General features: G+C 70.4%; 21 protein-coding genes, 1 tRNA gene and 1 pseudogene. 10 read left to right on the plus strand and 13 right to left on the minus strand.

All coding sequences use genetic code 11. From position 1 onward, the window contains the following. Positions 1–480: pseudogene (locus ADK67_RS53090) on the plus strand (hypothetical protein); the annotation flags it as partial. A 249-nt stretch (positions 481–729) separates the two neighbouring features. Continuing rightward, positions 730–2,619 (plus strand): acyl-CoA dehydrogenase family protein, encoded by a 1,890-nt coding sequence (locus ADK67_RS41070; RefSeq protein WP_053722006.1) that lies wholly within the window; start codon positions 730–732, stop codon positions 2,617–2,619. A 233-nt stretch (positions 2,620–2,852) separates the two neighbouring features. On the opposite strand, the gene ADK67_RS41075 is transcribed toward ADK67_RS41070, so the two are convergent. Next, positions 2,853–3,998 carry an ROK family transcriptional regulator gene (locus tag ADK67_RS41075; protein ID WP_053722007.1) on the minus strand — a complete coding sequence of 382 codons (1,146 nt, stop codon included), beginning with the start codon at positions 3,996–3,998 and terminating at the stop codon, positions 2,853–2,855. Between the two features lie 179 nt (positions 3,999–4,177). Between ADK67_RS41075 and ADK67_RS41080 the strand changes: the two genes are divergently transcribed. Next, positions 4,178–8,443, plus strand: a complete 4,266-nt coding sequence (locus tag ADK67_RS41080) for a GH92 family glycosyl hydrolase (RefSeq protein ID WP_053722008.1) — start codon at positions 4,178–4,180, stop codon at positions 8,441–8,443. Between the two features lie 7 nt (positions 8,444–8,450). Here ADK67_RS41080 and ADK67_RS41085 read toward each other — a convergent pair whose 3' ends face one another. Then, positions 8,451–9,359 carry a cation diffusion facilitator family transporter gene (locus tag ADK67_RS41085; RefSeq protein WP_053722033.1) on the minus strand — a complete coding sequence of 303 codons (909 nt, stop codon included), beginning with the start codon at positions 9,357–9,359 and terminating at the stop codon, positions 8,451–8,453. A gap of 44 nt (positions 9,360–9,403) precedes the next feature. Beyond that, positions 9,404–10,906 carry an SDR family NAD(P)-dependent oxidoreductase gene (locus ADK67_RS41090; protein ID WP_331459389.1) on the minus strand — a complete coding sequence of 501 codons (1,503 nt, stop codon included), beginning with the start codon at positions 10,904–10,906 and terminating at the stop codon, positions 9,404–9,406. A gap of 152 nt (positions 10,907–11,058) precedes the next feature. On the opposite strand from ADK67_RS41090, the gene ADK67_RS41095 reads away from it, so the two are divergent. Further along, a tRNA-Arg gene (locus ADK67_RS41095) sits at positions 11,059–11,130 on the plus strand. Between the two features lie 103 nt (positions 11,131–11,233). Here the strand turns inward: ADK67_RS41095 and ADK67_RS51750 are convergent. Beyond that, positions 11,234–11,458: a hypothetical protein gene (locus ADK67_RS51750; RefSeq protein ID WP_157621471.1), complete on the minus strand. Its 225-nt coding sequence runs from the start codon at positions 11,456–11,458 to the stop codon at positions 11,234–11,236. Between the two features lie 470 nt (positions 11,459–11,928). On the opposite strand from ADK67_RS51750, the gene ADK67_RS41100 reads away from it, so the two are divergent. Next, positions 11,929–13,053: an acyl-CoA dehydrogenase family protein gene (locus tag ADK67_RS41100; RefSeq protein ID WP_331459390.1), complete on the plus strand. Its 1,125-nt coding sequence runs from the start codon at positions 11,929–11,931 to the stop codon at positions 13,051–13,053. A gap of 176 nt (positions 13,054–13,229) precedes the next feature. Here ADK67_RS41100 and ADK67_RS41105 read toward each other — a convergent pair whose 3' ends face one another. From ADK67_RS41105 to ADK67_RS41125, 5 genes are all read right to left on the minus strand, one after another. Further along, a complete protein-coding gene (locus tag ADK67_RS41105; RefSeq protein ID WP_053722010.1) occupies positions 13,230–13,580 on the minus strand; it encodes a VOC family protein in 351 nt (116 codons plus the stop codon). Positions 13,581–13,641: 61 nt separating this feature from the next. Next, complete coding sequence (locus ADK67_RS41110) at positions 13,642–15,036, minus strand: MFS transporter (RefSeq protein ID WP_053722011.1); 1,395 nt, start codon at positions 15,034–15,036, stop codon at positions 13,642–13,644. Between the two features lie 119 nt (positions 15,037–15,155). After that, the gene (locus ADK67_RS41115) at positions 15,156–16,142 is read right to left on the minus strand and encodes an alpha/beta fold hydrolase (RefSeq protein WP_053722012.1); all 987 of its coding nucleotides are present in this window, start codon (positions 16,140–16,142) and stop codon (positions 15,156–15,158) included. A gap of 283 nt (positions 16,143–16,425) precedes the next feature. Continuing rightward, positions 16,426–16,779, minus strand: coding sequence for an ArsR/SmtB family transcription factor (locus ADK67_RS41120; RefSeq protein WP_053722013.1), 354 nt, complete (start codon positions 16,777–16,779; stop codon positions 16,426–16,428). Further along, positions 16,776–17,222, minus strand: coding sequence for an SRPBCC domain-containing protein (locus ADK67_RS41125; RefSeq protein ID WP_053722014.1), 447 nt, complete (start codon positions 17,220–17,222; stop codon positions 16,776–16,778). Before ADK67_RS41125 ends, ADK67_RS41120 begins: the two co-directional genes overlap by 4 nt. Before the next feature lie 400 nt (positions 17,223–17,622). On the opposite strand from ADK67_RS41125, the gene ADK67_RS41130 reads away from it, so the two are divergent. Continuing rightward, positions 17,623–18,450 (plus strand): p-hydroxycinnamoyl CoA hydratase/lyase, encoded by an 828-nt coding sequence (locus tag ADK67_RS41130; protein ID WP_053722015.1) that lies wholly within the window; start codon positions 17,623–17,625, stop codon positions 18,448–18,450. After that, a complete protein-coding gene (locus ADK67_RS41135; RefSeq protein ID WP_053722016.1) occupies positions 18,447–19,991 on the plus strand; it encodes an AMP-binding protein in 1,545 nt (514 codons plus the stop codon). Before ADK67_RS41130 ends, ADK67_RS41135 begins: the two co-directional genes overlap by 4 nt. Before the next feature lie 445 nt (positions 19,992–20,436). On the opposite strand, the gene ADK67_RS41140 is transcribed toward ADK67_RS41135, so the two are convergent. Next, on the minus strand, positions 20,437–21,183 hold the full coding sequence (locus ADK67_RS41140; protein ID WP_053722035.1) for an SDR family NAD(P)-dependent oxidoreductase: 747 nt from the start codon (positions 21,181–21,183) through the stop codon (positions 20,437–20,439). An 85-nt stretch (positions 21,184–21,268) separates the two neighbouring features. After that, entirely contained in the window at positions 21,269–21,994 is a 726-nt protein-coding gene (locus tag ADK67_RS41145) for a hypothetical protein (protein WP_053722017.1), read from the minus strand. Positions 21,995–22,029: 35 nt separating this feature from the next. Between ADK67_RS41145 and ADK67_RS41150 the strand changes: the two genes are divergently transcribed. Further along, positions 22,030–22,647 carry a TetR/AcrR family transcriptional regulator gene (locus tag ADK67_RS41150; protein ID WP_053722018.1) on the plus strand — a complete coding sequence of 206 codons (618 nt, stop codon included), beginning with the start codon at positions 22,030–22,032 and terminating at the stop codon, positions 22,645–22,647. Positions 22,648–22,650: 3 nt separating this feature from the next. Here ADK67_RS41150 and ADK67_RS41155 read toward each other — a convergent pair whose 3' ends face one another. After that, a complete protein-coding gene (locus ADK67_RS41155) occupies positions 22,651–23,139 on the minus strand; it encodes a hypothetical protein (RefSeq protein WP_053722019.1) in 489 nt (162 codons plus the stop codon). A 61-nt stretch (positions 23,140–23,200) separates the two neighbouring features. Next, a complete protein-coding gene (locus ADK67_RS41160; RefSeq protein WP_197289863.1) occupies positions 23,201–24,253 on the minus strand; it encodes an amidohydrolase family protein in 1,053 nt (350 codons plus the stop codon). 127 nt (positions 24,254–24,380) lie between these two features. Here ADK67_RS41160 and ADK67_RS41165 point away from each other — a divergent pair, with 127 nt between their 5' ends. Together ADK67_RS41165 and ADK67_RS41170 are read left to right on the plus strand one after the other, a co-directional pair. Continuing rightward, positions 24,381–25,277 (plus strand): MerR family transcriptional regulator, encoded by an 897-nt coding sequence (locus tag ADK67_RS41165; protein ID WP_053722037.1) that lies wholly within the window; start codon positions 24,381–24,383, stop codon positions 25,275–25,277. A 75-nt stretch (positions 25,278–25,352) separates the two neighbouring features. Further along, positions 25,353–25,715: a MerR family transcriptional regulator gene (locus tag ADK67_RS41170; protein ID WP_053722020.1), complete on the plus strand. Its 363-nt coding sequence runs from the start codon at positions 25,353–25,355 to the stop codon at positions 25,713–25,715. The last annotated feature ends 1 nt before the right edge of the window (position 25,716 follow it).

The raw sequence follows: 25,716 nt of genomic DNA on the forward strand, positions 1-25,716 counted from the left end.
TTGGGCGCGACGGAGTTCCGGTACACCGTCGACGGCGTCACCACCGCCGTGCCGGTCGGACCGGACGGCACGGCGACCATCCGCTGGACCCCCGCGCACAACGGGGACCAGCGGTTCGAGGTGACCACCCGCACCGCGGCAGGGCTGGTGTCCAGCCCCACCGCCTACGGGTTCCACGTCGTCGACGTGCCCGCGGTGACGTCGGAGGAGTACCCGGAGGGCTACCACTTCGTCCCGGTGGGCACGCCGGGCACGTTCACCTTCTCCCCGGGCCGACCGGGTGTGGTGGAGTACACCTACCGCTTCGACCTCGACTACCAGCCGGGCGAGGAGCACACGGTGGCCGCGACGGACGGCACGGCGAGCATCACGTTCGCCCCGCCGGCCTACGGCGATTACGTCCTGCACGTGACGGCGCGCACCGCGGACGGCTCGACGTCGGTCACGGTTGAGCACGAGTTCACGGTCTGGGAGCCGTAAGACTGATCGGGTGACAAGGTGGGCCGTCCGGCATCCGGCGGCCCACCTGCGGTTTCACGTCACCCAGTTGGGGCTACCCACCGGTAGTAACGTGGGACCCCCATCCGCGAGGTCGCGTCGGTCGTTCGCGACTCATCTCCCGGCGATCACGCTTTTCGACCGTCGGGGAAATCAGGCGCGTGCGGTCGGCTTCCAGGCGACCTCGCCCGCCGTCTGCGGAGCAGCGGCAACCCGACACGGAGGTCAGCGATGACCCAGGTGGATCCCGATCGGCACGTCGACGAGCGCACCGCACGCAAGGTCGCCGAACAGGCCCGCGAGACCCGGTGGCGCCACCCCAGCTTCGGTCGTGAGCTGTTCCTCGGCCACTTCCGCCTCGACCTCATCCACCCGCACCCCAGCGGCTCGGCCGAGGACCGCGAGCGCGGCGAGACCTTCCTCGCCGCCCTGCGCGAGTTCTGCGAGCACACCGTGGACGGCGCGGCCATCGAGCGCGACGCCCTCATCCCCGACCACGTGCTGACCGGCCTCAAGCAGCTCGGCGCGTTCGGCATGAAGATCAAGCGCGAGTACGGCGGCCTCGGCCTGTCCCAGGTCTACTACAACCGGGCGTTGATGATGGTCGGCTCGGTCAGCCCCGCGCTGGGCGCGATGCTGTCCGCGCACCAGTCGATCGGCGTGCCGCAGCCGTTGGCGCTGTTCGGCACGGACGAGCAGAAGCAGAAGTACCTGCCCCGCTGCGCGACCGGCGCGATCAGCGCGTTCCTGCTCACCGAGCCGGACGTGGGCAGCGACCCGGCCCGCCTCGGCACCACGGCCACGCCCACCGACGACGGCTACGTGCTCGACGGCGTGAAGCTGTGGACAACGAACGGCGTGGTGGCCGACCTGCTGGTGGTGATGGCGCAGGTGCCGGGCAAGGGCATCAGCGCGTTCGTGGTCGAGGGCGACTCACCGGGCATCACGGTGGAGAACCGCAACGAGTTCATGGGCCTGCGCGGCCTGGAGAACGGCGTCACCCGGTTCCACCAGGTCCACGTGCCCAAGGCCAACCTCATCGGCAAGGAGGGCATGGGGCTCAAGATCGCGCTCACCACGCTCAACACCGGCCGGCTGTCGTTGCCCGCCCTGTGCGCGGGCGCGGCGAAGTGGTGCCTGAAGATCGCCCGCGAGTGGTCGGCGCACCGCGTCCAGTGGGGCCTGCCGATCGGCAAGCACGAGGCCATCGCGGGCAAGGTCGCCCACATCGCGGCGACCGCCTACGCGCTGGAGGCCGTGCTCGACCTGTCCAGCGAGCTGGCCGACGCGGGCGGGCACGACATCCGCATCGAGGCCGCGCTGGCGAAGCTCTACGGCTCGGAGATGGCGTGCCTGGTCGCGGACGAGCTGGTGCAGCTGCGCGGCGGGCGCGGCTACGAGACCGCGGCGTCCATGGCTGCCCGCGGCGAACGCGGCGTGCCCGCCGAGCAGGTGCTGCGCGACCTGCGGATCAACCGGATCTTCGAGGGCTCGACCGAGATCATGCACCTGCTGATCGCACGCGAGGCGGTGGACGCGCACCTCGCCGTCGCCGGGGACATCATCGACCCGGAGGCGGACACCAAGCGCAAGGCGCAGGCGCTGGCCAGGGCGGGCGGGTTCTACGCGAAGTGGCTGCCCACGCTGGTGGTCGGCAAGGGCCAGGTGCCGCGCGCCTACGCCGAGTTCGGGCCGCTGGCCGGGCACCTGCGGTTCGTCGAGCGGTCCAGCCGCAAGCTGGCCAGGCAGACGTTCTACGCGATGTCGCGCTGGCAGGGCCGGCTGGAGCGCAAGCAGCGGTTCCTGGCGCGGATCGTCGACATCGGCGCGGAGCTGTTCGCGATCAGCGCGGCGTGCGTGAAGGCGGCGGCGGACGGCGACCGGGCGGTGGAGCTCGCGGACGCGTTCGCGGCGCAGGCACGGGTGCGGGTGGACGAGCTGTTCGACCGGTTGTGGCGCAACTCCGACGACTCGGACGCGGCGTTGGCGCGGCACGTCCTCGACGGCCGGTTCACGTGGCTCGAAGAGGGGGTGCTCGACCCGTCCAGCCCCGGGCCGTGGATCGCGGACTCGACGCACCGGGCGTCCACCGCGGCGGACGTCCACCGCAAGACGCCGTAGCGGGCGTTGTACACGGGGCAGGTGTTTGCGGGCGCGGGCACCTGCCCCGTGGCACGGTCGAAAGGGGACCACGTCCCCCGTACTCCCCTTTCGACTCCCCTTCTAACAACGGAAGGACACACACCCTCCAGGAGGAGGTAACGCGTGACGCTACGTCATTACTGGCGAGTTGAGACTTGCGACGTTCGAGTGAATCACCAGGTGAGAGCCACTCGACTACTCTGCGGGAGTTCTCAGTGAGTCACCGCACCTCGGCGGTCGAACACGAGGTCGCGCGCCGACCGGAGCCCCATCGCGATGGCGCCGCTGAGCACCGCGCCGTCACCCAGCTCGCCCGCCACGATCCGCGGCACGAGCGGCGTCATCCGCCGCAACGCGGCCTCCATCGGCTCCTGGAGCAGGTCGGTGTTGCTGCCGATGCCGCCGCCGAGCACCACCAGCTCGGGGTCGACCACCGCCACCACCGACGCCACCACGAACGCCAGCCGCTCGGCCTCGTCCCGCACCGCGAGCAGCGCCCGCTCGTCACCGGCCTTCGCCGCGGCGAACACCTCGCGCGCCGACCGCGCCACCAGGCCGCGCTGCTTCGCCAGCGCCACCACGGACTCCGCCGCCGCGGCCGCCTCGACCTGGCCGCGCTGCCGTCCGTCCTCTTCGGACTGACCGGTGTAGGGCAGGTAGCCCACCTCGCCCGCCGCGCCGTGCGCGCCGCGGAACAACCGGCCGTCCACCACGATCCCCATGCCGATCCCGGTGCCGACGGTGATGCACACGAACACCTCGGCGTCACGTGCCACGCCGTGCGCCTGCTCGCCCACGGCGGCCAGGTTCGCGTCGTTCTCCACGACCAGGTCCGGACCGAGTTCGGCTTCCAGGTCGTCCAGCAGGCCCGGTCGTTCCCAGCCGGGCAGGTTCGGCGCGTGGCGCAGGGTCCGGTCGCGCGGATCGGGCACGCCCGGCGTGCCGACGACCTTCACCACCAGGTCCGCGAGCGACAGCCCCGCGTCGGCCACCGTGCGCTCGGCCAGCTCCCGCACCGTGCGGACCAGCGCCGTCGCCGAACGGCACCGGTTGCGCTCGTCGGACCGCGCGATCACCGAACCGGCCAGGTCCGCCACCGCCACCCGGATCCGCTGCCTGCCGATGTCGACGCCGAGCACGTGCCCCGCCGCGGGGTTCGGCTCGTAGACCACGGCCGACCGGCCCGGACCCGTCGACGTGCGGCCGATGGGGCGCACCAGGCCGTGCTGCTCCAAGTCGAGCAGCGCTTGGCCCACGGTCGGCTTCGACAAGCCGGTGTCCTTGGCGATCCGCGGCCTGGTCGACGGACCTCCCACCCGCAGGCGGTCGAGCACCGCGCGCTGGTTCAGCACGCGCATCCCCGCGGGGGTGCCCACCTGGGGCGAGTTCGGGGCCGTCACGGGGAGTGAGTGTAGATCGGGTGGAGCAGCGTCCGGACAGGCTTGCGGACAAGATGGGGGACCACCCTTGACAACGATGTCAGGTGCCCCCTTTGCTTCGCTAAAGATCGGGTCGGTTCAGGCGGAAGGCGTGCGCAATGGGGCACATGCGGGGCAGGAGATCGCTGGTGGTCGTCTCGACCATCGCACTGGCGCTGGGGAGCGTGGGAGGCTGGTCGTCCGCGACCGCCGCACCGGGGGAGCCAACCGTGAGCGAGACGCTCTTCGCCTCGTCGTTCGAGGACGGGCAGCCGCAGCCGACCTGGTCGAGCACCGTGGAGACCGGCCCGGACGGCACGCCGAAGACCTCGGGCGTCAACGGCTCGGACTCCACCGGCATCCCCGGCAACGTCACCGACCGCGTGGTCGACGTCGTCGCCAACTCCGAGCACACCGGCGCCGGCGAGGTGGCCGGCAACCTGGTCGACGGCAACGTGTCGTCGAAGTGGCTCACGTTCACGCCGACCGGCTGGGCGCGGTTCACCTTCGCCGAGCCCGTCGCGGTCAAGCGCTACGCCATGTCGTCGGCCAACGACGCGCCCGAGCGCGACCCGAAGGACTGGACGCTGCGGGGCTCCCACGACGGCACGACGTGGACCCCGCTCGACGCCCGCGCCGGCGAGGCGTTCGCCGAGCGGTTCCAGACCAAGGTCTACGACCTGGCCAACACCGAGGCGTTCAGGCACTACCAGCTCGACATCTCCGCGACCGCGGGCGCCGTGGACCTCATCCAGCTGGCCGAGGTGCAGTTCTCCGACGGCTCCACCACCCCGCCGGCGAAGAACATGCGCACCACCGTGGGCAACGGCGCCAACGGCGGGTACAACGCCAAGGCGGGCGCCGGGTTCACCGGCGTGAAGGCGTTGCGGTACCAGGGGACGCACGTCGCCGAGGGCCGCGGCTACTCGTACAACAAGGTCTTCGAGGTCGATATCCCGGTCACGTCGACCACCGAGCTGTCGTACCTGATCTTCCCGTCGTTCACCACGGACGACCTGAACTACCCGGCCACGTTCGTGTCGCTCGACCTCGCGTTCGCCGACGGCACCTACCTCAGCGACCTCGGCGCACGCGACCAGCACGGGTTCGAGCTGTCACCGCGCGGCCAGGGCGCGGCGAAGTCGCTCTACACCAACCAGTGGAACCGGATCGCGTCGGTGATCGGCGCGGTGGCCGCGGGCAAGACGATCAAGCGGATCCTGGTGGCGTACGACAACCCGAAGGGGCCGGCCGGTTTCAACGGCTGGGTCGACGACGTCGTGGTCAAGTCCGCGCCGGTCGTGGTGGACCGGCCGCGCCCGTCGGACTGGGTGCTGACCAACCGGGGCACGAACTCCAGCGGCTCGTTCTCGCGCGGCAACAACTTCCCGGCCACCGCCGTGCCGCACGGCTTCAACTTCTGGTCGCCCATGACCAATGCGGGCTCGATCAGCTGGCTCTACGAGTACGCGAAGAACAACGACCGGAACAACCTGCCGACGTTGCAGGCGTTCACCGCGAGCCACGAGCCGAGCCCGTGGATGGGTGACCGGCAGACGTTCCAGGTGATGCCGTCCACCGGCACGCCGACCGCCGACCGGGCGTTGCGCGCGCTGCCGTTCAAGCACGAGAACGAGACCGCTCGGGCGCACTACTACGGCGTGCGGTTCGAGAACGGGATGCGCACCGAGATCGCGCCGACCGACCACGCCGCGCTGTTCCGCTTCACGTTCGTCGACGACACCTCGAACCTGGTGTTCGACAACGTCAACAACAGCGGCGGGCTCACGCTCGACCCGGCGTCCGGCGTGGTGACGGGCTTCTCCGACGTCAAGAGCGGCTTGTCGACCGGCGCGACGCGGCTGTTCGTGTACGGCGTGGTGGACAAGCCGGTCCTCTCCAGCGGTCGGCTCACCGACGCCGGCCGGAACGACGTGGCGGGCTTCTTCCAGTTCGACACGTCCGGCGACAAGACCGTGACGATGAAGATCGCCACGTCGTTGCTCAGCGTCGACCAGGCGAAGCGCAACCTGGACCTCGAAGTGTCCACTTCGGACACGTTCGACTCGGTGCGCGAGCGGGCTCAGCAGGCGTGGGACCGGGTGCTGGGCATGGTCGAGGTGGAAGGCGCGTCGGAGGACCAGCTGACCACGCTGTACTCCAACCTCTACCGGCTCTACCTCTACCCCAACTCGGGCTTCGAGAACACCGGCACCGCCGACGCGCCCAAGTACCAGTACGCGTCGCCCGTGCAGCCCTCCGGACCGTCCACGCCGACGCACACCGGCGCGAAGGTCGTCGACGGGAAGGTCTACGTCAACAACGGGTTCTGGGACACCTACCGGACCACGTGGCCCGCGTACAGCCTGTTGACGCCCGGCAAGGCGGCCGAGCTGGCGGACGGGTTCGTGCAGCAGTACCGGGACGGCGGCTGGATCTCGCGCTGGTCGTCGCCCGGCTACGCGAACCTGATGACCGGCACGAGCTCCGACGTGGCGTTCGCGGACGCGTTCGTGAAGGGCGTCGACCTGCCGGACGCCAAGGCGGCCTTCGAGGCGGCGGTGAAGAACGCGACGGTCGCGCCGCCGAACGCGGGCGTCGGCCGCAAGGGCCTGGACACCTCGATCTTCACCGGCTACACGTCCACCGCCACCGGCGAGGGCATGTCGTGGGCGATCGAGGGCTACGTCAACGACTACGGCATCGCGAACATGGCCCGCGCGCTGCACGAGAAGACCGGCGAGGCGCAGTACGAGGCGGCACACGAGTACTTCTCGAACCGCGCGCAGAACTACATCCACATGTTCGACCCGTCGACGGGCTTCTTCCAGGGGCGCAACCCCGACGGCACGTGGCGCGTGCCCACCGACGAGTACGACCCGCGCGAGTGGGGCCACGACTACACCGAGACCGACGGCTGGAACATGGCGTTCTCGGTGCCGCACGACGGGCAGGGCCTGGCCAACCTGTACGGCGGCCGGGACGGGTTGGCGAAGAAGCTGGACGAGTTCTTCGCCACGCCGGAGACGGCGAAGTTCCCCGGCTCGTACGGCGGCGTGATCCACGAGATGACCGAGGCGCGCGACGTGCGGATGGGGCAGCTGGGCCACTCCAACCAGGTGTCGCACCACATCACGTACATGTACGACTACGCCGGTCAGCCGTGGAAGACGCAGGAGAAGGTCCGCGAGATCCTGTCCCGGCTCTACCTGGGCAGCGAGATCGGCCAGGGCTACCCCGGCGACGAGGACAACGGCGAGCAGTCGGCGTGGTGGCTGTTCAGCGCCATGGGCTTCTACCCGCTGCAGATGGGCAACTCGTCGTACGCGATCGGGTCGCCGCTGTTCAAGAAGCTGACCGTGCACCTGGAGAACGGGCGCTCGCTCGTCATCAACGCGCCGGCCAACTCGGCGGAGAACATCTACGTGCAGTCGTTGAAGGTCAACGGGAAGAAGTGGGACAAGTCGCACCTGCCGCACGCGGAGATCGCGGCCGGTGGCGTGCTGGACTTCGAGATGGGGTCGTCGCCGTCGCGGTGGGCCACGGGTCCGGACGCCGCGCCGCCGTCGTTGACCACGGGTTCCGCGGCTCCCGCGCCACTGCGCGACGTGACGCTGTCCGGGACGGTGACCGGCGCCCCGGCGGAGCTGGTGGACAACACGTCGCAGACGTCCGGCGCGCTGTCGTGGTTGCAGGTGGACCTGCCGTCGAAGAAGGAGAGCGCTTCGTTCTACACGTTGACGTCGGGCAAGGGCGCCGGCGACCCGACGTCGTGGATGCTGAAGGGCTCGTACGACGGGACGAACTGGTCCACTGTGGACGAGCGGTCCGGTGAGGCGTTCGCGTGGCGGCAGCAGACGCGGGCGTTCAAGATCGCCCGGCCGGGGCACTACCAGCACTACCGGCTGGAGTTCCCGGGCGCGGCGACGCTGGCCGAGTTCGAGCTGCTGGCCAAGCCGTTCGTGACGTGCTCGACCTCGGTGACCGGTGAGCACGTCGGGGCGTTGCGCGTGGAGTCGGGCGTGACGTGCGTGGACGGCGCCACCGTGACCGGTCCGGTGACGGTGGCGGCGGGCGCGTCGCTGTACGTGTTCGGCGGGACGGTCGAGGGTCCGGTGAACGCGACCGGCGCGGCGGCGGTCGTGCTGGTGGGTACGGCGGTCGGCGGTCCGGTGAACGTGACCGGGACGTCCGGTGAGCTGTCGCTGGAACGGGTGTCCGTCGGCGGGCCCGTGCGACTGGTCGACAACAAGGGCGGCACGGTCGTCGCGGGCAACACCGTCGGCGGGCCGCTGTCGTGCACCGGGAGCGACCCCGCACCGGTGAACAACGGATGGGTGAACTCGGCGAGCGGGCCCAAGACGGGTCAGTGCGCCGGGCTGTAGGTCGTCGTCACCAGGAGATTTCGCGGCACCTCTGCGCGGAATCTCCTGGTTCGACCTGGAGCGTGGCGTGCTCGATGTGGTACCGCTCGGCCAGCAGTGCCTGCGCGGCGCGCAGCACGTCGGCCGGGTCCACGTGGTCGCGGGTGGTGAGGTGCGCGGAGGCGACCTCCATGCCCGAGGTGAGCGTCCAGACGTGCAGGTCGTGCGCCTCGGCCACGCCGGGCAGGCGGCTCAGGTCGGCCTGCATCTCGGCGACGTCCACGCGTTCCGGCGCGTGCTGGAAGAGGATCCGCAACGCGCTCGCAGCCAGCTTGTACGTGCGCGGGAGGACGAACAGGCCGATCGCGACGCCCATGACCGGGTCGGCGTAGCGCCAGCCGAAGACCAGCGTGACGACGCCGCTGACGAGCACGCCGACCGACCCGATCAGGTCGGCCAGGACTTCCAGGTACGCGCCGCGGACGTTGATGCTGTCCTTCGCGCCCTCCCGGAGCAGGAAGAACGCGACCACGTTGGCCGCGAGGCCCGCGGTGGCGGCCAGCACGACGGGCAGGCCGGGCACCTCGGGCGGGTTGCCGAACCGTCCGACGGCCTCGTACACGACGTAGCCGGCCACGCCGAACAGCAGCACGGCGTTCGCCAGCGCGGCCAGCACCTCGGCCCGGTAGAGGCCGAACGTGCGGCTGCCGCCCGTGCGCGCCCGGCGGGCCAGCATGATCGCGGCCAGCGCCATGCCGACGCCGAGGACGTCGGTGAGCATGTGGGCGGCGTCGGAGATCAGGGCCAGCGAGCCGGTGACCACGCCGACGGTGAACTCCAGCGCCATGAACGCCGCGCCGATGCCGAAGGCGATCCACAGCCGGCCGAGGTGCCTGGCGCTCCCCGACGACACACCGTGCCCGTGTCCGTGACCCATGAGCGGGAACATATAGTCACATGCGCATGTGTGCAACTCGACTGTCAGGGGCGCCACAACCGTCCCAGTGCGCGGACGAGGCCGGGCGCGATCCGGTTGCCCAGGTGCGCTGCCTTAGCTTCCACCGTCACGGGTACCACCGCTCTGTGGTCGTTCACCACTTTGAGCACTTCGGCCGCGACCTTCTCCGGCCCGAAGCCACGCCGTCGGTACGCCTTCGCTGCTTTCCGGCGCTGTTCGTCCTGCTCAGCGGGGGTGGAGCCGGAGAACGTGAACGTCTTGGCGATGTCGGTGTCGACGATGCCGGGACAGATGGCGGTCACCTTGACGCCGTGTTCGCGCAGCTCGGCGTCCAGGCACTGGGCGAGCATGAGGACGGCGGCCTTCGTGGTCGAGTAGGCGGACAGCGCGGCGGTCGGGAAGTAGCCCGCGGCCGACGCCGTGACGACCAGGTTGCCGCCTTCGCCCCGTTCGACCAGCTGCGGCGCGAACGCCCTCAGCGTGTGCACCACACCCCAGAGGTTGACGTCCACCACCCGCCGCCAGTCCTCCTCGGACGTGCGGAGGAACGACCCGGCCATCCCGATGCCGGCGTTCGCCATCACCACGTCGGGCACACCGTGCCGTGCCTCGACCTCCTCCGCCACCGCCCGCATCGCGGCCGAGTCCGCCACGTCGACCCGGTACGCGTGACCACCGGTCAGCTCGGCCGTCTCCCGTGCCTTCCCCTCGTCCACGTCCAGCGCGACCACCTCGGCGCCCTGGCCCGCGAAGGCCACCGCCGTGGCCCGGCCGATCCCGCTCCCCGCCCCCGTGACGACCACCAACCGCCTGCGCCGCTTGCCGTCGATGACGTCCTCGATGCGGCGTGCCACCTGCTCCGGGTGCGTCCGCGGCGCCCAGTGCCCGGCGCGGAGCCTGCTCCGCGTGAGGTCCTCGACCCAGGGCTCCGCCGCCTCCAGGTGCTCCCGCAGCACGTACGGGTCCTCGGTCAGCTCGATCTGGTGAACGGGCACCGAGACCCGCGCCGCGGGCAGCCCGCGTCCCACGTTCGCCCGGTACAGCCCCAACCCGTTGACCAGCTCCCGCCGCCCCGCCCGCAACCACTTCCGCACCACCGGCAACGCCCACACCAGCTCGGGCACCACCGGCACCTTGAACCCGGCGATGTACCAGGACCGGCTGAGCACCTTGAACACCTTCAGGGGCCGCAAGCGATTGCGGCGGACCCACTCCGCCACCTGCCCCAGATCCGGCCCGGACATGCTCGTGAACGAGAGGAACAAGTCGGGCCGTGCCGCCACCGCCGCCCAACCCTGCAACGACCCCCAGTCGTGCCCCACCAGGTGAACCGGCCCGCCGACCGCCTCCACCACCGCCACGAGGTCGTCGACCAACCGTTCGATCCGGTACCCCTCGTTCCCGCGGGGCGCGTCCGACCCCCCGGCACCCCGAACGTCGTACCGGACGACCCAGAACCTCTCCCCCAACCTCGCCGCCACCTCCTCCCACACTTCGGAGGTGTCCGGGAACCCGTGCGTCAACACCACCGGAACCGCACCGACAACCCCTCCCTGAACCACCCGAATCCGCAGGTCATCGGCCCACACCACCCGCTCGCGCACCGGTTCCACAAGCCAAGAGGGTAGGGGGTGAAACCCACTGGCCCCAGTGCGCTAAGCTTCCTCCCGTAGCTACGGCCCCCGTAGCTCAGGGGATAGAGCACCGCCCTCCGGAGGCGGGAGCGCAGGTTCGAATCCTGCCGGGGGCACATCGTTCACCAGTACGTGTGAGGCCCTTGACCAGCGCGAACGGTCAAGGGCCTCACTCGTGTGGGAGCCGGGTCGTCGACGGAGGCCCGCGGAGTGCGGGATTCAGGAGTCGGCTTCGGTCGAGATGAGGCGAGCCGCGTCGGTCAGCACGTCGTCCGCGGACCTCAGGCCCTCTTGTCCGACCGCGATCACGAGGGCTTGGCGCACCTCGTCCACCGGACGGCCGCGATGAGTGCGGCGCACGGCGTTCAGCGCCCGTTCGAACTTCCGCACGTGTTCTCGGACAGCGGAAGCGGCACGTTCGTAGTCGGCGGCCTTATCAGCCATCAGGAACCTCCGGCATCGACATTCTTCCGCCGCGTCGACGGAAGTCGCCGACCGCGGGCATGATCCGGCGCGACAACGGGCGCTGGAGGCCCGCTCACGTTCCGGCGTCCCTGATCACCGCACGTGCACGACAATCGTCCACAACCGGTGGTTCCGCGGGCACCGCCCGGAGGGTGAAGTCGGCTTTACCCGAGGACGACGCTTGGTGATGCCGAACCGGAATTATCCGCGGGCCACCCGGAATAACACGCGGAGTGCCGACGTGGTCACGGAACGCTGTCTTCCTCGGTCATAAGGGGGTGTCCGAACGGTGTTTTTGAGGGCAATACGGAAGAGGCAGCGGCGGGGCGCCCCATGCGATGGTCATTCTCAAGTCGAAGCCCCTTTTTTCGGAGGCAAATGTGTCGATCATCGATACGTCCCGACCCCACCCGACACCGGAACAATTGAAGGAATCACTGTCGAAATTGGTGCCAGTCCTGCGGGACAACGCCGCGTGGTCGGACGAGAACCGCCGACTGCACGACGACTCGATCCAGGCACTGGCCGACGCGGGAATCTTCAAGCTGCGGTTGCCCGCCAGGTACGGCGGCTACGAGGCCGACACCCGCACGCTGGTCGACGTGTGCATCGAACTGGGCCGCGCGGACGGCGCGCTGGCGTGGACGGTGTCGACGTACTGGATCGCGTCGTGGATCGTCGGCCTGTTCCCGGACGTGGCGCAGGACGAGGTCTTCACGACCCCCGACGTCCGGGTCTGCGGCGCGGTCAGCCCGTCCGGCGTGGTCGTGCCGGTCGAGGGCGGGTACGTGCTCAACGGCTCGTGGCACTTCGTCAGCGGCGCGTGGCACGCGAACTGGCAGGAGCTGGCCACCATCCTGCTGCGGCCCGACGAGGAGCCCCTGCCGGTCATCGTGGCGGTGCCGATGTCGAGCCTGGAGATCGTCGACGACTGGCACACCTCCGGCATGAGCGGCAGCGGCAGCGTCACCACGGTGGCGAAGGACGTGTTCGTGCCGGCGACGCACCTCATCCCGCTGGAGGCGGCGATCCGCCCGAACGGCGTCTCCGAGCTGAACGCGGACCGGCCGATGTGGCGCAGCCCCACCATCCTGGCCGGTTCCGCCGCGACGGTCGGCATGCTGGTCGGCATGGCGAAGGCGGCCTACGAGGCGTTCATGGACCGCATCCCCAACCGGCCGATCCGGTACACCGACTACGAGCACCAGGCCGAGGCGCCGATCACGCACACCCAGGTCGGCACGGCGTACATGAAGATCGAGCAGGCCGAGTACCACGCCTACCACGCCGCGTCGCTGGTCGACGCGAAGGCCGCCAGCGGCGAGCCGTGGACGATCGCGGAACGCGCCAGGGTCCGCGCGGACGAGGGCTGGGCGACGAAGCTGGCGAAGGAAGCCGTCGACCTGCTGGCCTCGGCCAGCGGCGGGTCCTCGATCTACCGCCACGAGCCGATCCAGCGGATCGTGCGCGACATCCACGCGATCAGCGTTCACCCGATGTTCAGCCCGGACTCGAACACGGAGACCTTCGGGCGGGTGCTGTGCGGGCTCGAGCCCAACACGATGTTCATCTGAGTCGATCTCCAGGCCGAGAGCCGCCACGCGGTCAGCGTGGCGGCTCTTCGCTGTGCGCCGGGAGCCGACCGTCCACATGGCACACAGCACGTCACCCGGCACAGCACATCACCCGGCACACAGCAACGTGCCCGGTCGGCGAGGAGCACCGACCGGGCACGCGAGGACGTCTGGTCTCAGACGTCCTTCTTCCACATGATGATCTGCAGGTAGTTGCCGTCCGGGTCGGCGAACGTGCCGAACTTGCCGGACTCGCGGTCCGCGACCGAGATCCACTCCACGTTGGCGGCCTTCAGCTGGGCCTCCACGGCGTCGAAGTCGTCGACGTGGAAGTTCATGATCACGCGACCGGGCTCGTTGTTCTTCGCCTCGACGTCGTCACGACCGTCGATGACCAGCAGGAAACCGCCGAGGTCGATCGGGCCTTCGCCGGTGAACTCCGGGGCCAGCGCCTTGATGTACCACGCCCGCAGCTCGGCGGGGCGGGTGGTGCCGAGCAGCATGCTGCCGGGCTTGAGCGTCGTCATGTCGAATCTCTCCCTGTTGTGTGATCAAGCTCGCGGCAAGAGGCTATCGCCACACCACGCGTCAGGAGACCGCCGCCGCGGTTTCCGGTGCCGAGGCACGGCTTTCGTCACGAGGACGCAGCCCGAACCAGATGAGCGCGACGCTCACGAGCGTCACCGCGACGTTCACGCCGAGCGCGAGGTGGGTGCCGGTCAACGCGTCGGTCTGCGTGGCCGCGATCGCGACCATGATCGGCGCGCCGACGGTGAGGGCCACCTGCTGCGTCATCGAGGTGAGGCCGGTCGCCAGGCCCTGCTCCTCGTTCGGCAGGCCCGAGGTGCCGATCACGGTGTACGACACGATGCACGCGACGTGCACGAAGAACCCGAGGAACAGCGCGGGCACCAGGATCGCCAGGGCGAGCCGGTTCGTGCCGAGGAACACCAGCGGGAGGATCATCAGGGCTTGCAGGGTCAACGCCACGGTCAGCACGTTCCGGCCGCCGTGCTTGCCGATGAAGCGACCGGCGATCGGACCGGCGAACACGGCCGCCAGGCCGGGGATGCCGAAGGCGAGGCCGGTGATCACCGGGTTGAACTTCAGCACGTCCTGGAGGTACAGCGTCATCAGGAAGATCATGCCGGTCTCCATGGAGAAGATCACGAGACCCGCGTAGTTCCCCCACTTCACGGTGGGCTTCTTGAGGAAGCGCACCGGCGCCAGCGGCGCGGACGACCGGGATTCGATCACCCAGAACGCGGCCAGCAGCACGATGCCGATCGCGGCGGCGACGAGGCTGCTCTCCATGATCGCGTAGACCACGGCCAGCAGACCGCCGGTGACCGTCACCGCGCCCGGCACGTCCAGCTTCTGCCGGTTCGGCATCTTGCTCTCGCCGATCAGCATCGGGGTGGCGACGATGATGGCGATGGCGAACGGGATGTTGATGAAGAACGCGGCCCGCCAGCTCAGCAGGCTGACGAGGATGCCGCCGACCAGCGCGCCCGCGGTGAAGCCGCCGGAGAGGATCGCGCCGTTGAGACCGAGGGCGCGGTCGCGCATCTTGCCCTCGGGGAACGTCGTGGTGATCAACGACAGGCCGGCGGGGACGGCCATGGCGGTGGAGAGGCCCTGGAGCGCACGGGCGGCCAGCAGCATCTCCGGGTTGGTCGCGAAGCCGCCGAGCAGCGACGCGAGGGCCAGCAGGACCTGGCCGGCCACGAACAGCTTGCGGCGGCCGAACAGGTCGGCGAACCGCCCGAACAGCAGCATGAAGCCGGCCGCGGGCAGCGTGTACGCGGACACGATCCACGGCAGCTGGGTCAGGCTCATGTCGACGCCACCGCCGACCTGCGGCAGGGCGACGTTGAGGATCGAGTAGTCGGCGGCGAAGATGAAGGCGGCGCCAAGCAGGACGAGGAGGATCAACCGCTGCCTGCCGCTGAACCGCAGCGGGGAGGACGTTTCGGCAGTCAAGATGCGATCCCTTTCTTGGAGGTATCCCACAGTTTTCGTGATCCAGCCACGCTTTCCGGCTTGGCCGAGCCGCTCGGCGAAGCCGGAGAGCGTGACCAGGCTTTGCGCCGCGGCTGCGCCTAGAGGTCGGCCAGGAACTTCACCAGCTCGGCGTTGACCTCCTCCGGCCGCTCCTGCTGCGTCCAGTGGCCGGTCCCGGGGAGGACGACCGTGCGCTTCAGGTTCGGCACGAGGTACGCCAGGTTGGCGATGAGCTGGTCCATGCCGGGCAGCGTGACGCTGCCGTCCCGGTCGCCGTGCACGTACAGCGCCGGAGGAGTCAGCGGCGCACCCTGGAACGGCGCCGTCAGCTCCCAGCTCAGGTCGATCGTCCGCCACCAGTTCAGGCCGCCCGTGAAACCGGTCCGGGCGTACTCGGCCGTGTAGAACTCGATGTCGGCCTCGGTGAGCCATGCGGGCGACTCGGTCTTGGGCATGAGGTCGAAGAGGGTGCCCCCTTCGGGAACCACGGGGAGCGTGGGTCCGTCCGCCTGCGGCGAGTCGCCGAAGCCCCAGTTGAAGAAGCGGAGGATGCTCTCGCGCGGGTCGCGCTCCAGCTCCGCCTCGGCCACGCCGGGCTCCTGCAGGTAGTTCATGTAGAAACCGGGACCGAGCGCCTGGGTGAGCCCGGTCAGGGCGCTCACCGGGCCGCGCGGCAGGTAGGGCACGCTCAGCGCGACGACACCGCGGACCCGGTCGGGACGCAGCTGCGCGGTGTTCCACGCGACCGACGTGCCGAAGTCGTGGGCGACCAGCACCGCCTGCTCCTCGCCGAGGGCGTCGAGCAACGCGATCACGTCGCCGACGAGGTGCAGCTGCGAGTACTTCTCCACCCCTTCCGGGCGGTCGGTCTGCCCGTAGCCGCGCAAGTCCGGCGCGACCGCGTGGTAGCCGGCCGCCGCCAGAGCGGGGAGCTGGTGGCGCCAGGAGTACCAGGACTCCGGGAAGCCGTGCAGCAGCACGACCAGCGGCCCCTCGCCCTGCTCGGCGACGTGCATGCGGATGCCGTTGGCCTCCACGAACCGGTGGGTGATCCCGTCGGTGTTTGCCGATTGTTCGTCGCTCATGGTGCGCCTTCCTTAGACAGGTGCCCGAAGTGGACTCGCCGAAAGCTTCCTTCCGACTCGCCACCGGCTCCTACTTCAGCCTTGCCCAGTCGGCGAACGTAAATCGAGGTATTCTCGAATTGCCGTGATCATCCGACCGGACCCGGTGCGGAACCATTTCGTGACATGCCGAATCACCCCGTTGAGCGGGTGATCGACACTCGGCCTATCCCGGACGACCCGTTCGCCGACCGGCGCGCGAACGGGTCGCGACCGAGGAACTCAATTGCGTCCCGTGCTGCTATTACTGAAAATCGCGCTCCGCCGCCTCGGCGACGCGCTTGATGGCCGCCAACCGGCGGTCCCAGTCGGCCGCGAGCGAGGACATCCACCGCGTGGTGGCGTCCAGCCCGGCCGGCCGCAACGAATACCTCACCTCACGTCCGACCCGGCTGCCGACGACGAGTCCGGCGGCGTCCAGGACGGCGAGGTGCTTGACGATCGCCTGCCGGGACACGGGCAGTCGCCCGGCCAGCGTCGTCGCGGTGACCGCGCCCTGCGCGGCGAGCAGATCGAGCAGGCGGCGACGGGTGGGGTCGGCGAGCGCGACGAGAACGTTGCCGACCTCCTCTACCGCACCGTCCGGTTCTGTTCTCACACAGTCGACTCTTCGACGCGCTTCTTCGCCGCGTTGAGGACCTGCGGCCAGCCACCCGTGTTGTCCTTGATCGTCCGTGCGCGCACGTCCTCGGACACGGCCAGCGCGGCGAACCCGCTCTCGACCACGGTCAGGCGCGTCTTGTCGCCCTCCGAGGACAGCGTGAACTCCACGAGGGTGCTGTTGCCCTCGGTCAGCTCCTGCCCCGGGAAGGCGGGCGCCCAGCGGTACGCGACGTACGAGTGCGGCTCGACCTTCACCACGCGCACGGGGAAGTCGCCGTACTCCGGGTTCTTGGCCACCGTCGACTCGCCCTCGACGGCGGTGGTGCCCTTGATGCTCTCCGGGTCGGCCACCCAGAAGCCGGGTGCGGACACCAGGGACCAGACGCGCTCGACAGAGGCGTCGATCAGTGTGTCGCGCTCGATCCGGTCGTCGCTCATGAGGAAGCTCCTTCAAGTGCCATCATTGAGTGCAACCAGATGATTGCACGTCACCAATGGTCGTGCAACCTACAAGTTGCACGACGACGCCGGCCGATACCGCGCCCCGACACAGCGAGCGACGCGGACACGGCGCGTAACCCTTGTTGTTGTTTCCGTTACATCCGGGCGGAATACGTCCGTGCGCCCGAAGCCGACAACACGAGGTCCGTTCGCCCTCTTGCCGACCTCCGTCGTGGCCGTGCCGCCTCGGCAAGCTGGGAGAAGCCATCCGGACCACGTGGAGCGATGCTGGTGTGGCCGTTCAGATAGATGCCCCAAGTGTTTCTCCCCGAGCGCCACCAGCCGAGCGGTCGATAGCGAGGCGCGTGCACATCGCCTCTCGAAGAAGGGCCATTACATGATCACGCTGGATACCGTGAACCTGGAGATCGACGGGCCGACGGCCACGATCTACCTGAACAGGCCGGACAAGAAGAACGCGATGAACCCCCAGATGCACCGGGACATGAACGCGGCCCTGGACGCCATCGAGGAGGCCGGCACCGTCAAGGCCGTCGTCATCACCGGCAACGGCGACAGCTTCAGCGCCGGCATGGACCTGGAGGAGTGCTTCCTCCAGCCGTTCGACGACCCGCAGCTGTTCTACAAGACCAACCTGGTGGCGCTCAAGTGGTTCCAGCGCCTGAAGGCGTTCCCCGCGGTGACCATCGCGAAGGTCAACGGCTTCGCCTTCGGCGGCGGCTTCCTGGTGGCCGGCCTGTGTGACCTCGCGGTCACCGACGAGGCCGCGCTGTTCGGCCTCTCGGAGATCAACTTCGGCATCTTCCCGGCCGGCGGCGCGACGTGGGCGGCGACGCACAACCTGCCGCGCAAGAAGGCGCTGTACTACATCCTCACCGGTGACACGATGACCGGCACGCAGGCCGCCGAGGCCGGCCTGGTCAACTTCGCCGTGCCCGCCGACCAGCTCGACGCGGCGACGGACAAGATCGTCCGCAAGATCGTGAAGAAGAACCCGGTCACGCTGGCGCTCGCCAAGCAGGTCTACGAGCGCACCACCCAGCTCGACCTGCCCGCCGCGATCGACTACGACCAGGCGAAGCTGTGGGAGCTGTCCCGGCTCAGCGGCAACGAGTGGATCAACGTGGCGCTCAAGCAGTTCGAGAAGCGCGCCTACCAGCCGGGCCTGGCCACCTACGACCGGCCGGCCGAGGTGCGGGCATGACGGTCGCCGGCCCCGACGTCGAGATCCCGCAGACGTCGCTGACGTCGTGGGTCCTGCGGCACGCCGAGGAGTACGGCTCCGAGACCGCGATCGTGAACGTCTCGGGGAGCACGTCCTACACGTTCGCGGAGATGGCGTCGCAGGTCCGCCGCGCCGCGCACGGCCTGCGTGACCGGGGCTTCCGGAAGGGCGACGTGGTCGGCATCCTCGCCCCGAACGTGCCGGAGTACCCGATCGCGTTCCACGCCGCCGCGCTGGCCGGCGGCACCGTCGTGGCCCTCAACCCGCTCGACACGTCGGACGACCTGGTCGCCCGGCTGGAAGAGGCGGGCGCGCGGTTCCTGGTGACCGTGCCGCACGAGATGCCCAAGGTGAGCGCCTTCCTCGACCGCACCGACATCGAGGAGGTCATCGTCCTCGGCGAGGCGGCCGGCGCGACGCCGTTCTCCGCGCTGGTGGCGCACGACGAGATCGTGGAGACCGCGCTCGACCCGTCCGAGGACGTGGTGACGCTGCTGCACTCCAGCGGCAGCACCGGTCTGCCCAAGGGCGTGCTGCTGACGCACCGCAACATGATCGCCAAGGCGTTGCTGACCAGCATGGTGGCGCCGAGCGGCCGGGGCGAGAAGGCACTGGCCATGCCGCCGTTCCACCACGCCTTCGGGCTGTCCATGATGATGAACGCGAGCCTGCACCAGGGCACGACGCTCGTCACCATGGAGCGCTTCGACCCGGAGGGGTTCCTCCGGGCGATCGAGGAGCACCGCATCACGCGGCTCTACATCGTGCCGACGATCGCCGTGCTGCTGGCGAAGAGCCCGTTGGTCGACCGGTTCGACCTGTCGTCGCTGCGCTCGATCGTCTCCGGCGGCGCGTCGCTCGACCCGCAGATCGCCCGCCTGGTGCGGGAGCGGATCGGCTGCGAGATCGGCCAGGGCTACGGCATGACCGAGGCGATGTGCTCGTTCATGCAGACGCCGGAGACGGTGTCGGCGTCCGTCGGCCAGACCGCGCCCGGCGTCGAGTGCAAGATCGTCGACGTCGACACCGGCGAGGAGTTGGGGCGCAACCGGAACGGCGAGATCCTCGTCCGCGGCCCGCACGTGATGAAGGGCTACCTCAACGCGCCCGAGGCCACGCGCCAGGCGTTGGAGCCGGACGGGTTCCTGCACACCGGCGACCTCGGCTACGTGGACGACAACGGTGAGCTGTTCATCGTCGACCGCATCAAGGAGCTCATCAAGTACAAGGGCCAGCAGGTGTCGCCGGTCGAGCTCGAGGCGGTCCTCATGCGGCACCCCAAGATCGTGGACGCGGCCGTCATCGGCGTCCCCGACGAGGAGTCGAGCGAGATCCCCAAGGGGTTCATCGTGACCGACCAGCTCGTCACCGCCCAGGAGATCATGGACTGGGTGGCCGAGCGGGTGGCGCCGTACAAGAAGATCCGGCAGATCGAGTTCATCGACAAGATCCCGCGCACGCCGGTCGGCAAGATCGAGCGGCGCACGCTCAGCACCCGTGCCACGGCGGTGGCGGGCTGAGGACTCGGTGCGGACCCGGGTGTCATCCGGCGTCCGCACCGGTCGCGTGAGCGCCGTTCCACCAGGGGGTCGCCCACGCGGATCCAGCGCGGCCCTGGTCCGGGTTCGGGGACCGGGGCCGAGATCCACCTCAGCACGCAGTCCCTCGGCACCGACGAGTGGTGCCGGCGATGGGCGCAGGACGCAGGCCGGGGTTCGGCGGCCCGTGATCCGCTCACGGCGTGGCGCGGCTGGAGTCCCGACGGCTCCGGCCGCGCCGCGCCGACCGTCCATCGACGCCGAGGGCGCCGGGGTGGTCCGCGGCCTGGTCGCTTCGGCGGCCAGGTCGCCGTCCGCGTGCGCGGCCACTTTCCGTGTGATGTCGTCTCGCCTTCTTCGCGCGCGGAAAGGGGGCAGTGCCGTGGATCCGGCCCTGCCCCGGTCTCCCGCTGGGCGACGGTGCGCGTCAGGACAGCTTCTTCAACCCGACGCCGTTGAGGACGTAGCCGGGAGCGACCGTCGAGGCGTCCGCCTGGAGCAGGTCGACGATCGACTTGCCGGCCAGCTCCGGCGTCAGCAGCGGGCCCGCCTTGGCCAGGAACTCGTCCAGCGCGAGGCCGGACCTGGCCGCGTACGCGCGCACCGCCGGGCCGCCGACGTCGGTCGCCGGCGCGAACTGGGGCATGACCGCGGTGAACGTGATGTCCATGCCCGCGCGGCGTGCCTCGTCCTGGGCGTAGTTGGTGATGAACCGCTGCGTGGACTTGGCGCCCGCGTAGCCGCCGCTGAGCGGTGAACCGCCGAGCGCCGCGCCGCTGCTGAACACGATGACCCGGCTGCCCGGCCGCAACGGCGTCAGCAGGATCTCGCGCAGCCAGTGGAACGTGATGCGGACGTCGGACTCCCAGTTGACCGCGAACGTCTCCCAGGTCTGCTCCTGCAACGGCCGCATGTGGGGCGTCGCACCGGCCACGATGACCACGGCGCTGGGCTCGTAGCGGTCGATCAGGGTCGCCGCGACGGTGGCGTCACCGGCGTCGGCGACCTCGGTGCGGATCGCGGCGGAGCCCGGTGCGGGTTCCGGGAACGTCGTCGCCGTGCGGGACACGGCGACGACCGGCGCGCCGGCCGCGGACAGGGCCGTGGCCACACCGTGGCCCAGGCCCCGGCTCGCGCCGACGACGATCGTGGTCCTGCCGGACAGGTCGCTCATGGAGTCCTCCAAGTGGTGGTGGATCCGACGGTCCATTAGGGAGAGTCGGACGCCAATCCAGCATTCCCCCACCGGGTTCTCCTGCCTACTCCCCTGTTGCCCGCCGGAATTCCCGCGTTGCCGGTCCGGATTCCCCTTTTCGCGGCCCGCGGATCAGGGTGACGGCGTAAGCGACGATCCACGCGACCCACAGCAGCCAGCCGGTGAGCCCGAGGAGCCCGAGCGGGCCGGGGTGGGCGACCACGAGCGGGGTGAGGGTGGCCGAGGTGAACAGGAGCGCCGCCGACAGCAGGCCGAGCCGGGCGTGCCACGCCGGGATGAGGCCCGCGTGCCGTCCGCTGACGGACAGGCCGACCAGTGCCAGCGCCAGGAACACGCCGTTGAGGGTGAACAGGGTGTCGTGGAGGGTCCAGAGCACGCCGGTGGGGTCGTCGGCCAAGGCCAGGCGGAGGGCGACCACGGCGGCGAACGCGCCGTTCTGGAGCAGCACGCCGGCGAAGCCGACCAGGGACCAGGCCTCGCCGCGTTCGCGGTCGGACCGCCACAGCGCCGCCACCGCGCCCGCGGCGAAGACGGTGGACAGCGCCCAGGCGGCCGGGGTCAGGGCGGACGCGACGCCGACCACGCCCCGGTTGGTCGAGAAGTAGGCGATGGCGTCGGTGGTGTCCGCGCCGGTCGTCGGGAGGCCGGTGGGCACCATGATGACGTTGGCCAGGACGATCACGGCGGCGAAGCCGAAGCCGGAGAAGCCCGCGATGCGGAGGAACGGGCTGGTCAGTGCCGGTTCGATCGCTTTGACTTTACTTGACATATAATGAATATAGCCAGCATCAAGAGGTGGGTGGGATGAGCAAGCGTCGTTACGACTCGTTGCGGCGGGTGGCGCAGGCGCAGGAGACGCGGGCCGAGATCGCGCGTGCCGCGCGCCGGCTCTTCGTCGCCCAGGGCTGGGCGGCCACGACCGTGCGGGCGGTGGCCGAGGAGGCGAAGGTCTCGGTGCCGACGGTGTACGCGGCGTACGGCGACAAGGCGGGTCTCGTGCGGGCCGTCGCCGACGCGGCCGACATCTCCGCCGACCCGATGGCGACCCTGGCCGAGTTGGAGGACGCGTCGGCGAGCCCGGAACGTCAACTCGCCGCGATGGCCGCCTACGACCGGCGGCTGTTCGAGCGCTCGGGCGACGTGATCGCGCTCGTGCGCGAAGCGGGCCGGACGGAACCGGCGCTGGCGGCGGCTTACGACGAAGGCCGCCGGGGCGGCGACGACACCCGCACCCAGGTCTTCTCCTCCTGGCCGGACGGCACCCTGCGGCCCGGCTTGGACGTGCGTTCGGCCGTCGACATCTACGCGGCCCTGTGCAACATCGACGTCTACACAACCCTGACCACCGAACGCTCCTGGCCCCCCGCCCGCGTGGAACAGTGGTGGACCGAAACCCTGGCCCGCGAACTGCTCGCCGGGTGAGGGTCAGGACTGGTCGAGCTGGGTGTTCCAGATTTCGGCGGCCTGTTCGTGCGAGTCGACGCCGGCGAAGAACGCCTCGGCCAGGGTGTCGTAGTCCTGGTCGGCGAAGCCCGTGACCTCGATGATCTGCAAGCGGTACACGGTGAACGGGGTCGTGTCGGTCGGTGGGGCGTAGGGGACGGCCAGTTCCATCGAGCCCGGGGTCAGGCCGTGTTCCACCGCGCGGACGATCAGGGCGTCGGTGCGGCCCCAGTCCATGGTGAGGTAGGCGTCGGCGACGAGGACGGCACGGGTGGCGCCATGTTCGTTGGCGTCCAACGCTTCCTGGGCGGCACGCGCGGACTCGCCCACGTCGTCCAGCATGTAGCGGTCCATGCCGCGTTCGCCATCGGGCTGCTCGTAGCCGATGAGCGGGATCAGGGTTTCGCCCTCCGAGACGCTCCAGACGCCGTGGGCAGCGAAGAAACCGGCCAGCGCCGCGGTTTCGATCATGGCCGACAGTATGCCGACGCACGTGCGGACCTCGGGGCTGTTCGGCGGAATCGGACAGCGGTCACGGGCCGGCCACGCGCACGGGTCGGCCGCGCAGGATCACGGCGATCGGGTGTGCCAGCCCGCCCAGGTCGGACCTCGGGTCCTCGGCGTAGACCACGGCGTCGGCGGGCGCGCCCGGTTCCAGCCCCGGCAAACCCAGGTACGCGCGGGCGTCCCAGGACGCGGCGGCGAGCGCGTCGTGCGGGCGCATCCCGGCGGCGGCCAGCGCGCGGACCTCGTCGACGATCCGGCCGTGCGGCAACGAGTCCGTGCCCGCCAGCACCCGCACGCCCGCCTCGGCCGCGGCGGCGACGAGGCCCGGGTGCGCCCGCGCGCCGCCCAAATACCACCGCTTGGCGTCGCTGTCCGGACGGCCGCGCACCTCGGGCACCGACCGTCGCATGACCGACAACGTCGGGGTCAACGCCGTGCCCTGCTCGGCCATCCGCGCCAGCAGGTCGGGGTCGAGCAGCATCCCGTGCTCCACCGAGTCGACCCCGGCCAGCACCGCGACCTCGCCGCCCGCGGCCTGCTGGGTGTGCACGGCGACCCGGCCGCCCACCGCGTGCACCGCCTCGACCACGGCGGTCAGCACGTCCAGCGGCACCGGCTCGCCGTTCGACCTCCAGTCGCCGATCACCTTCGCCCACCCGGTGCGGGCCGCCTGCGCGGCGGCGATCGCGGGCAGCTCCGCGTCGTCGGCCCGACGTCCCCACCCGTCGAAGAACTGGCCGTGCCGCGCCAGCCACGGTCCGGCGTGCCAGGCCCTCGGCACGTCGGGGTCGACACCGAACCACGGCGGCGGCTCGCCGGCCAGGCCGGGCGAGCGGATCACCGTCACCCCGGCGTCCACGTGCTGCCGGAGGTGGTCGCGCAGCATCCCGTGGTCGAGCGGATCGCCCGGCGACTCGACGCCGGGGTGCGTGTGCGCGTCCACCAACCCCGGCAGCAACCACCCCTCGGCCACCAGGTCGGCGTGCGGGACGGGGTCGGTGGTCCACCGGTCGCCGTCGGCGTAGAGGTCCACGTGCTCGCCGTGCGGCAGGGCACGACCGCGAATCCTGATTACCACCGAAACCCCCTGGCTCACACGGATGACCCGTCCTGCCCTCGACCTTCCCGCACCTCGGCCTTGAGCGCGAGGAACGGCGCGGTGGAGGCTTGAGTCTCCGGTAGCGGGAGACGCGAGGGTGGTGGGCATGGACGGCGGCGCGCTCTTCCCGATCGGTGAGCTGGCTCGGCGGACCGGGCTGACGGTCAAGGCGATCCGGTTCTACTCCGACGAGGGGATTGTGCCGCCGTCCGGTCGCAGCCCGGCCGGTTACCGGCTCTACGGCCACGACGCCGTGGCCCGCCTCGACCTCGTGCGGACGTTGCGCGAACTGGACCTCGACCTGCCGACGATCCGGCGGGTCCTGGACCGCGAGCTCACGTTGACCGAGGTGGCGGCGGCGCACGCGGAGGCGTTGGCGGCGCGGATCGGCGTGCTGCGGTTGCGCCGGGCGGTGCTGACGGCCGTGGTGGAACGCGGTGCCGGCCCCGAGGAGATGGGTCTCATGCACAGACTGGCCAAGCTTTCCGAGGACGGGCGCAGGCAGCTCGTCGACGAGTTCCTCGACCGCGCGTTCGGCGACCTGGCGGACGACCCGGCGTTCGCGGGGATCATCCGGTCCCTGACGCCTGAGCTGCCCGAGGTCGAGCAGGTCGAGGCCTGGGTGGAGCTGGCGCGACTCACGCAGGACCCGGACTTCCGGGCGTGCGTGCGGCGGCTGGCCGAGCACCACGTCCTGGCGCGTGACGGCTTGCGGCCCGATCCGGCGGCGGTGGTCCGTGACGTCGCGGGGTCGGCGGCGGTCGCCGGGGTCGAGCCGACGTCGGCCGAGGCGGGTCGGGTCGTCGCGGCGGTCCTGGCCCGGCTGCCGCACGTGCCGGTCGACCGGTTGACGGCGCTGGTGGAGGCCGCGAACGACCCCCGCCGCGAGCGGTACCTGCGGCTGTTGGCCGTCGTCAACGGGTGGCGGGCGCCGGTGAGCGCGGCGCCCGCGTTCGACTGGTTCCTCCGCGCCCTGGGTCACGAGCCGGCCGGCGTCCGGTAGGGGCTGGTTGTGCTCGCCTTGGTGCTGCGGTAGGAGTTGACATCCGTGTCAGGTTCAACTCACGTGGGGTGTGGCATGCGGATCGGCGAGCTGGCCGAGCGCACCGGGGTGAGCGTGCGTTCGTTGCGGTACTACGAGCAGCAAGGGCTGTTGCCCGCCGACCGCACCACCGGCGGCCACCGCGAGTACCCCGAACGCGCGGTCGACCGGGTCATCCGCATCCAGGAGCTCTTCGCCGCCGGGTTGAGCAGCAAGAAGATCGCGCTGATGCTGCCGTGCATGCGGGACGCGGACGGCGGGCCCTCCGAGATCGCCACGCCCCGGCTGGTGGACGACCTCACCGCCGAACGCGCCCGCATCGACCGGCTGATCGGCGACCTGGTGCGGTCGCGGGACGTGCTGGACGAGGTGATCGACGCGGCGTCCGGGCACCGCTGAC

The organism is Saccharothrix sp. NRRL B-16348, from assembly GCF_001280085.1.
Taxonomy (GTDB): Bacteria; Actinomycetota; Actinomycetes; order Mycobacteriales; family Pseudonocardiaceae; genus Actinosynnema.

Excerpts from the sequence above, each read along its gene's own strand:
- ADK67_RS41070 (WP_053722006.1), top strand. The coding sequence starts at position 730 with ATGACCCAGGTGGATCCCGATCGGCACGTCGACGAGCGCACCGCACGC.
- ADK67_RS41075 (WP_053722007.1), bottom strand. The coding sequence starts at position 3,998 with ATGCGCGTGCTGAACCAGCGCGCGGTGCTCGACCGCCTGCGGGTGGGA.
- ADK67_RS41080 (WP_053722008.1), top strand. The coding sequence starts at position 4,178 with ATGGGGCACATGCGGGGCAGGAGATCGCTGGTGGTCGTCTCGACCATC.
- ADK67_RS41085 (WP_053722033.1), bottom strand. The coding sequence starts at position 9,359 with ATGGGTCACGGACACGGGCACGGTGTGTCGTCGGGGAGCGCCAGGCAC.
- ADK67_RS51750 (WP_157621471.1), bottom strand. The coding sequence starts at position 11,458 with ATGGCTGATAAGGCCGCCGACTACGAACGTGCCGCTTCCGCTGTCCGA.
- ADK67_RS41105 (WP_053722010.1), bottom strand. The coding sequence starts at position 13,580 with ATGACGACGCTCAAGCCCGGCAGCATGCTGCTCGGCACCACCCGCCCC.
- ADK67_RS41115 (WP_053722012.1), bottom strand. The coding sequence starts at position 16,142 with ATGAGCGACGAACAATCGGCAAACACCGACGGGATCACCCACCGGTTC.
- ADK67_RS41125 (WP_053722014.1), bottom strand. The coding sequence starts at position 17,222 with ATGAGCGACGACCGGATCGAGCGCGACACACTGATCGACGCCTCTGTC.
- ADK67_RS41130 (WP_053722015.1), top strand. The coding sequence starts at position 17,623 with ATGATCACGCTGGATACCGTGAACCTGGAGATCGACGGGCCGACGGCC.
- ADK67_RS41135 (WP_053722016.1), top strand. The coding sequence starts at position 18,447 with ATGACGGTCGCCGGCCCCGACGTCGAGATCCCGCAGACGTCGCTGACG.
- ADK67_RS41140 (WP_053722035.1), bottom strand. The coding sequence starts at position 21,183 with ATGAGCGACCTGTCCGGCAGGACCACGATCGTCGTCGGCGCGAGCCGG.
- ADK67_RS41145 (WP_053722017.1), bottom strand. The coding sequence starts at position 21,994 with ATGTCAAGTAAAGTCAAAGCGATCGAACCGGCACTGACCAGCCCGTTC.
- ADK67_RS41150 (WP_053722018.1), top strand. The coding sequence starts at position 22,030 with ATGAGCAAGCGTCGTTACGACTCGTTGCGGCGGGTGGCGCAGGCGCAG.
- ADK67_RS41155 (WP_053722019.1), bottom strand. The coding sequence starts at position 23,139 with ATGATCGAAACCGCGGCGCTGGCCGGTTTCTTCGCTGCCCACGGCGTC.
- ADK67_RS41165 (WP_053722037.1), top strand. The coding sequence starts at position 24,381 with ATGGACGGCGGCGCGCTCTTCCCGATCGGTGAGCTGGCTCGGCGGACC.
- ADK67_RS41170 (WP_053722020.1), top strand. The coding sequence starts at position 25,353 with ATGCGGATCGGCGAGCTGGCCGAGCGCACCGGGGTGAGCGTGCGTTCG.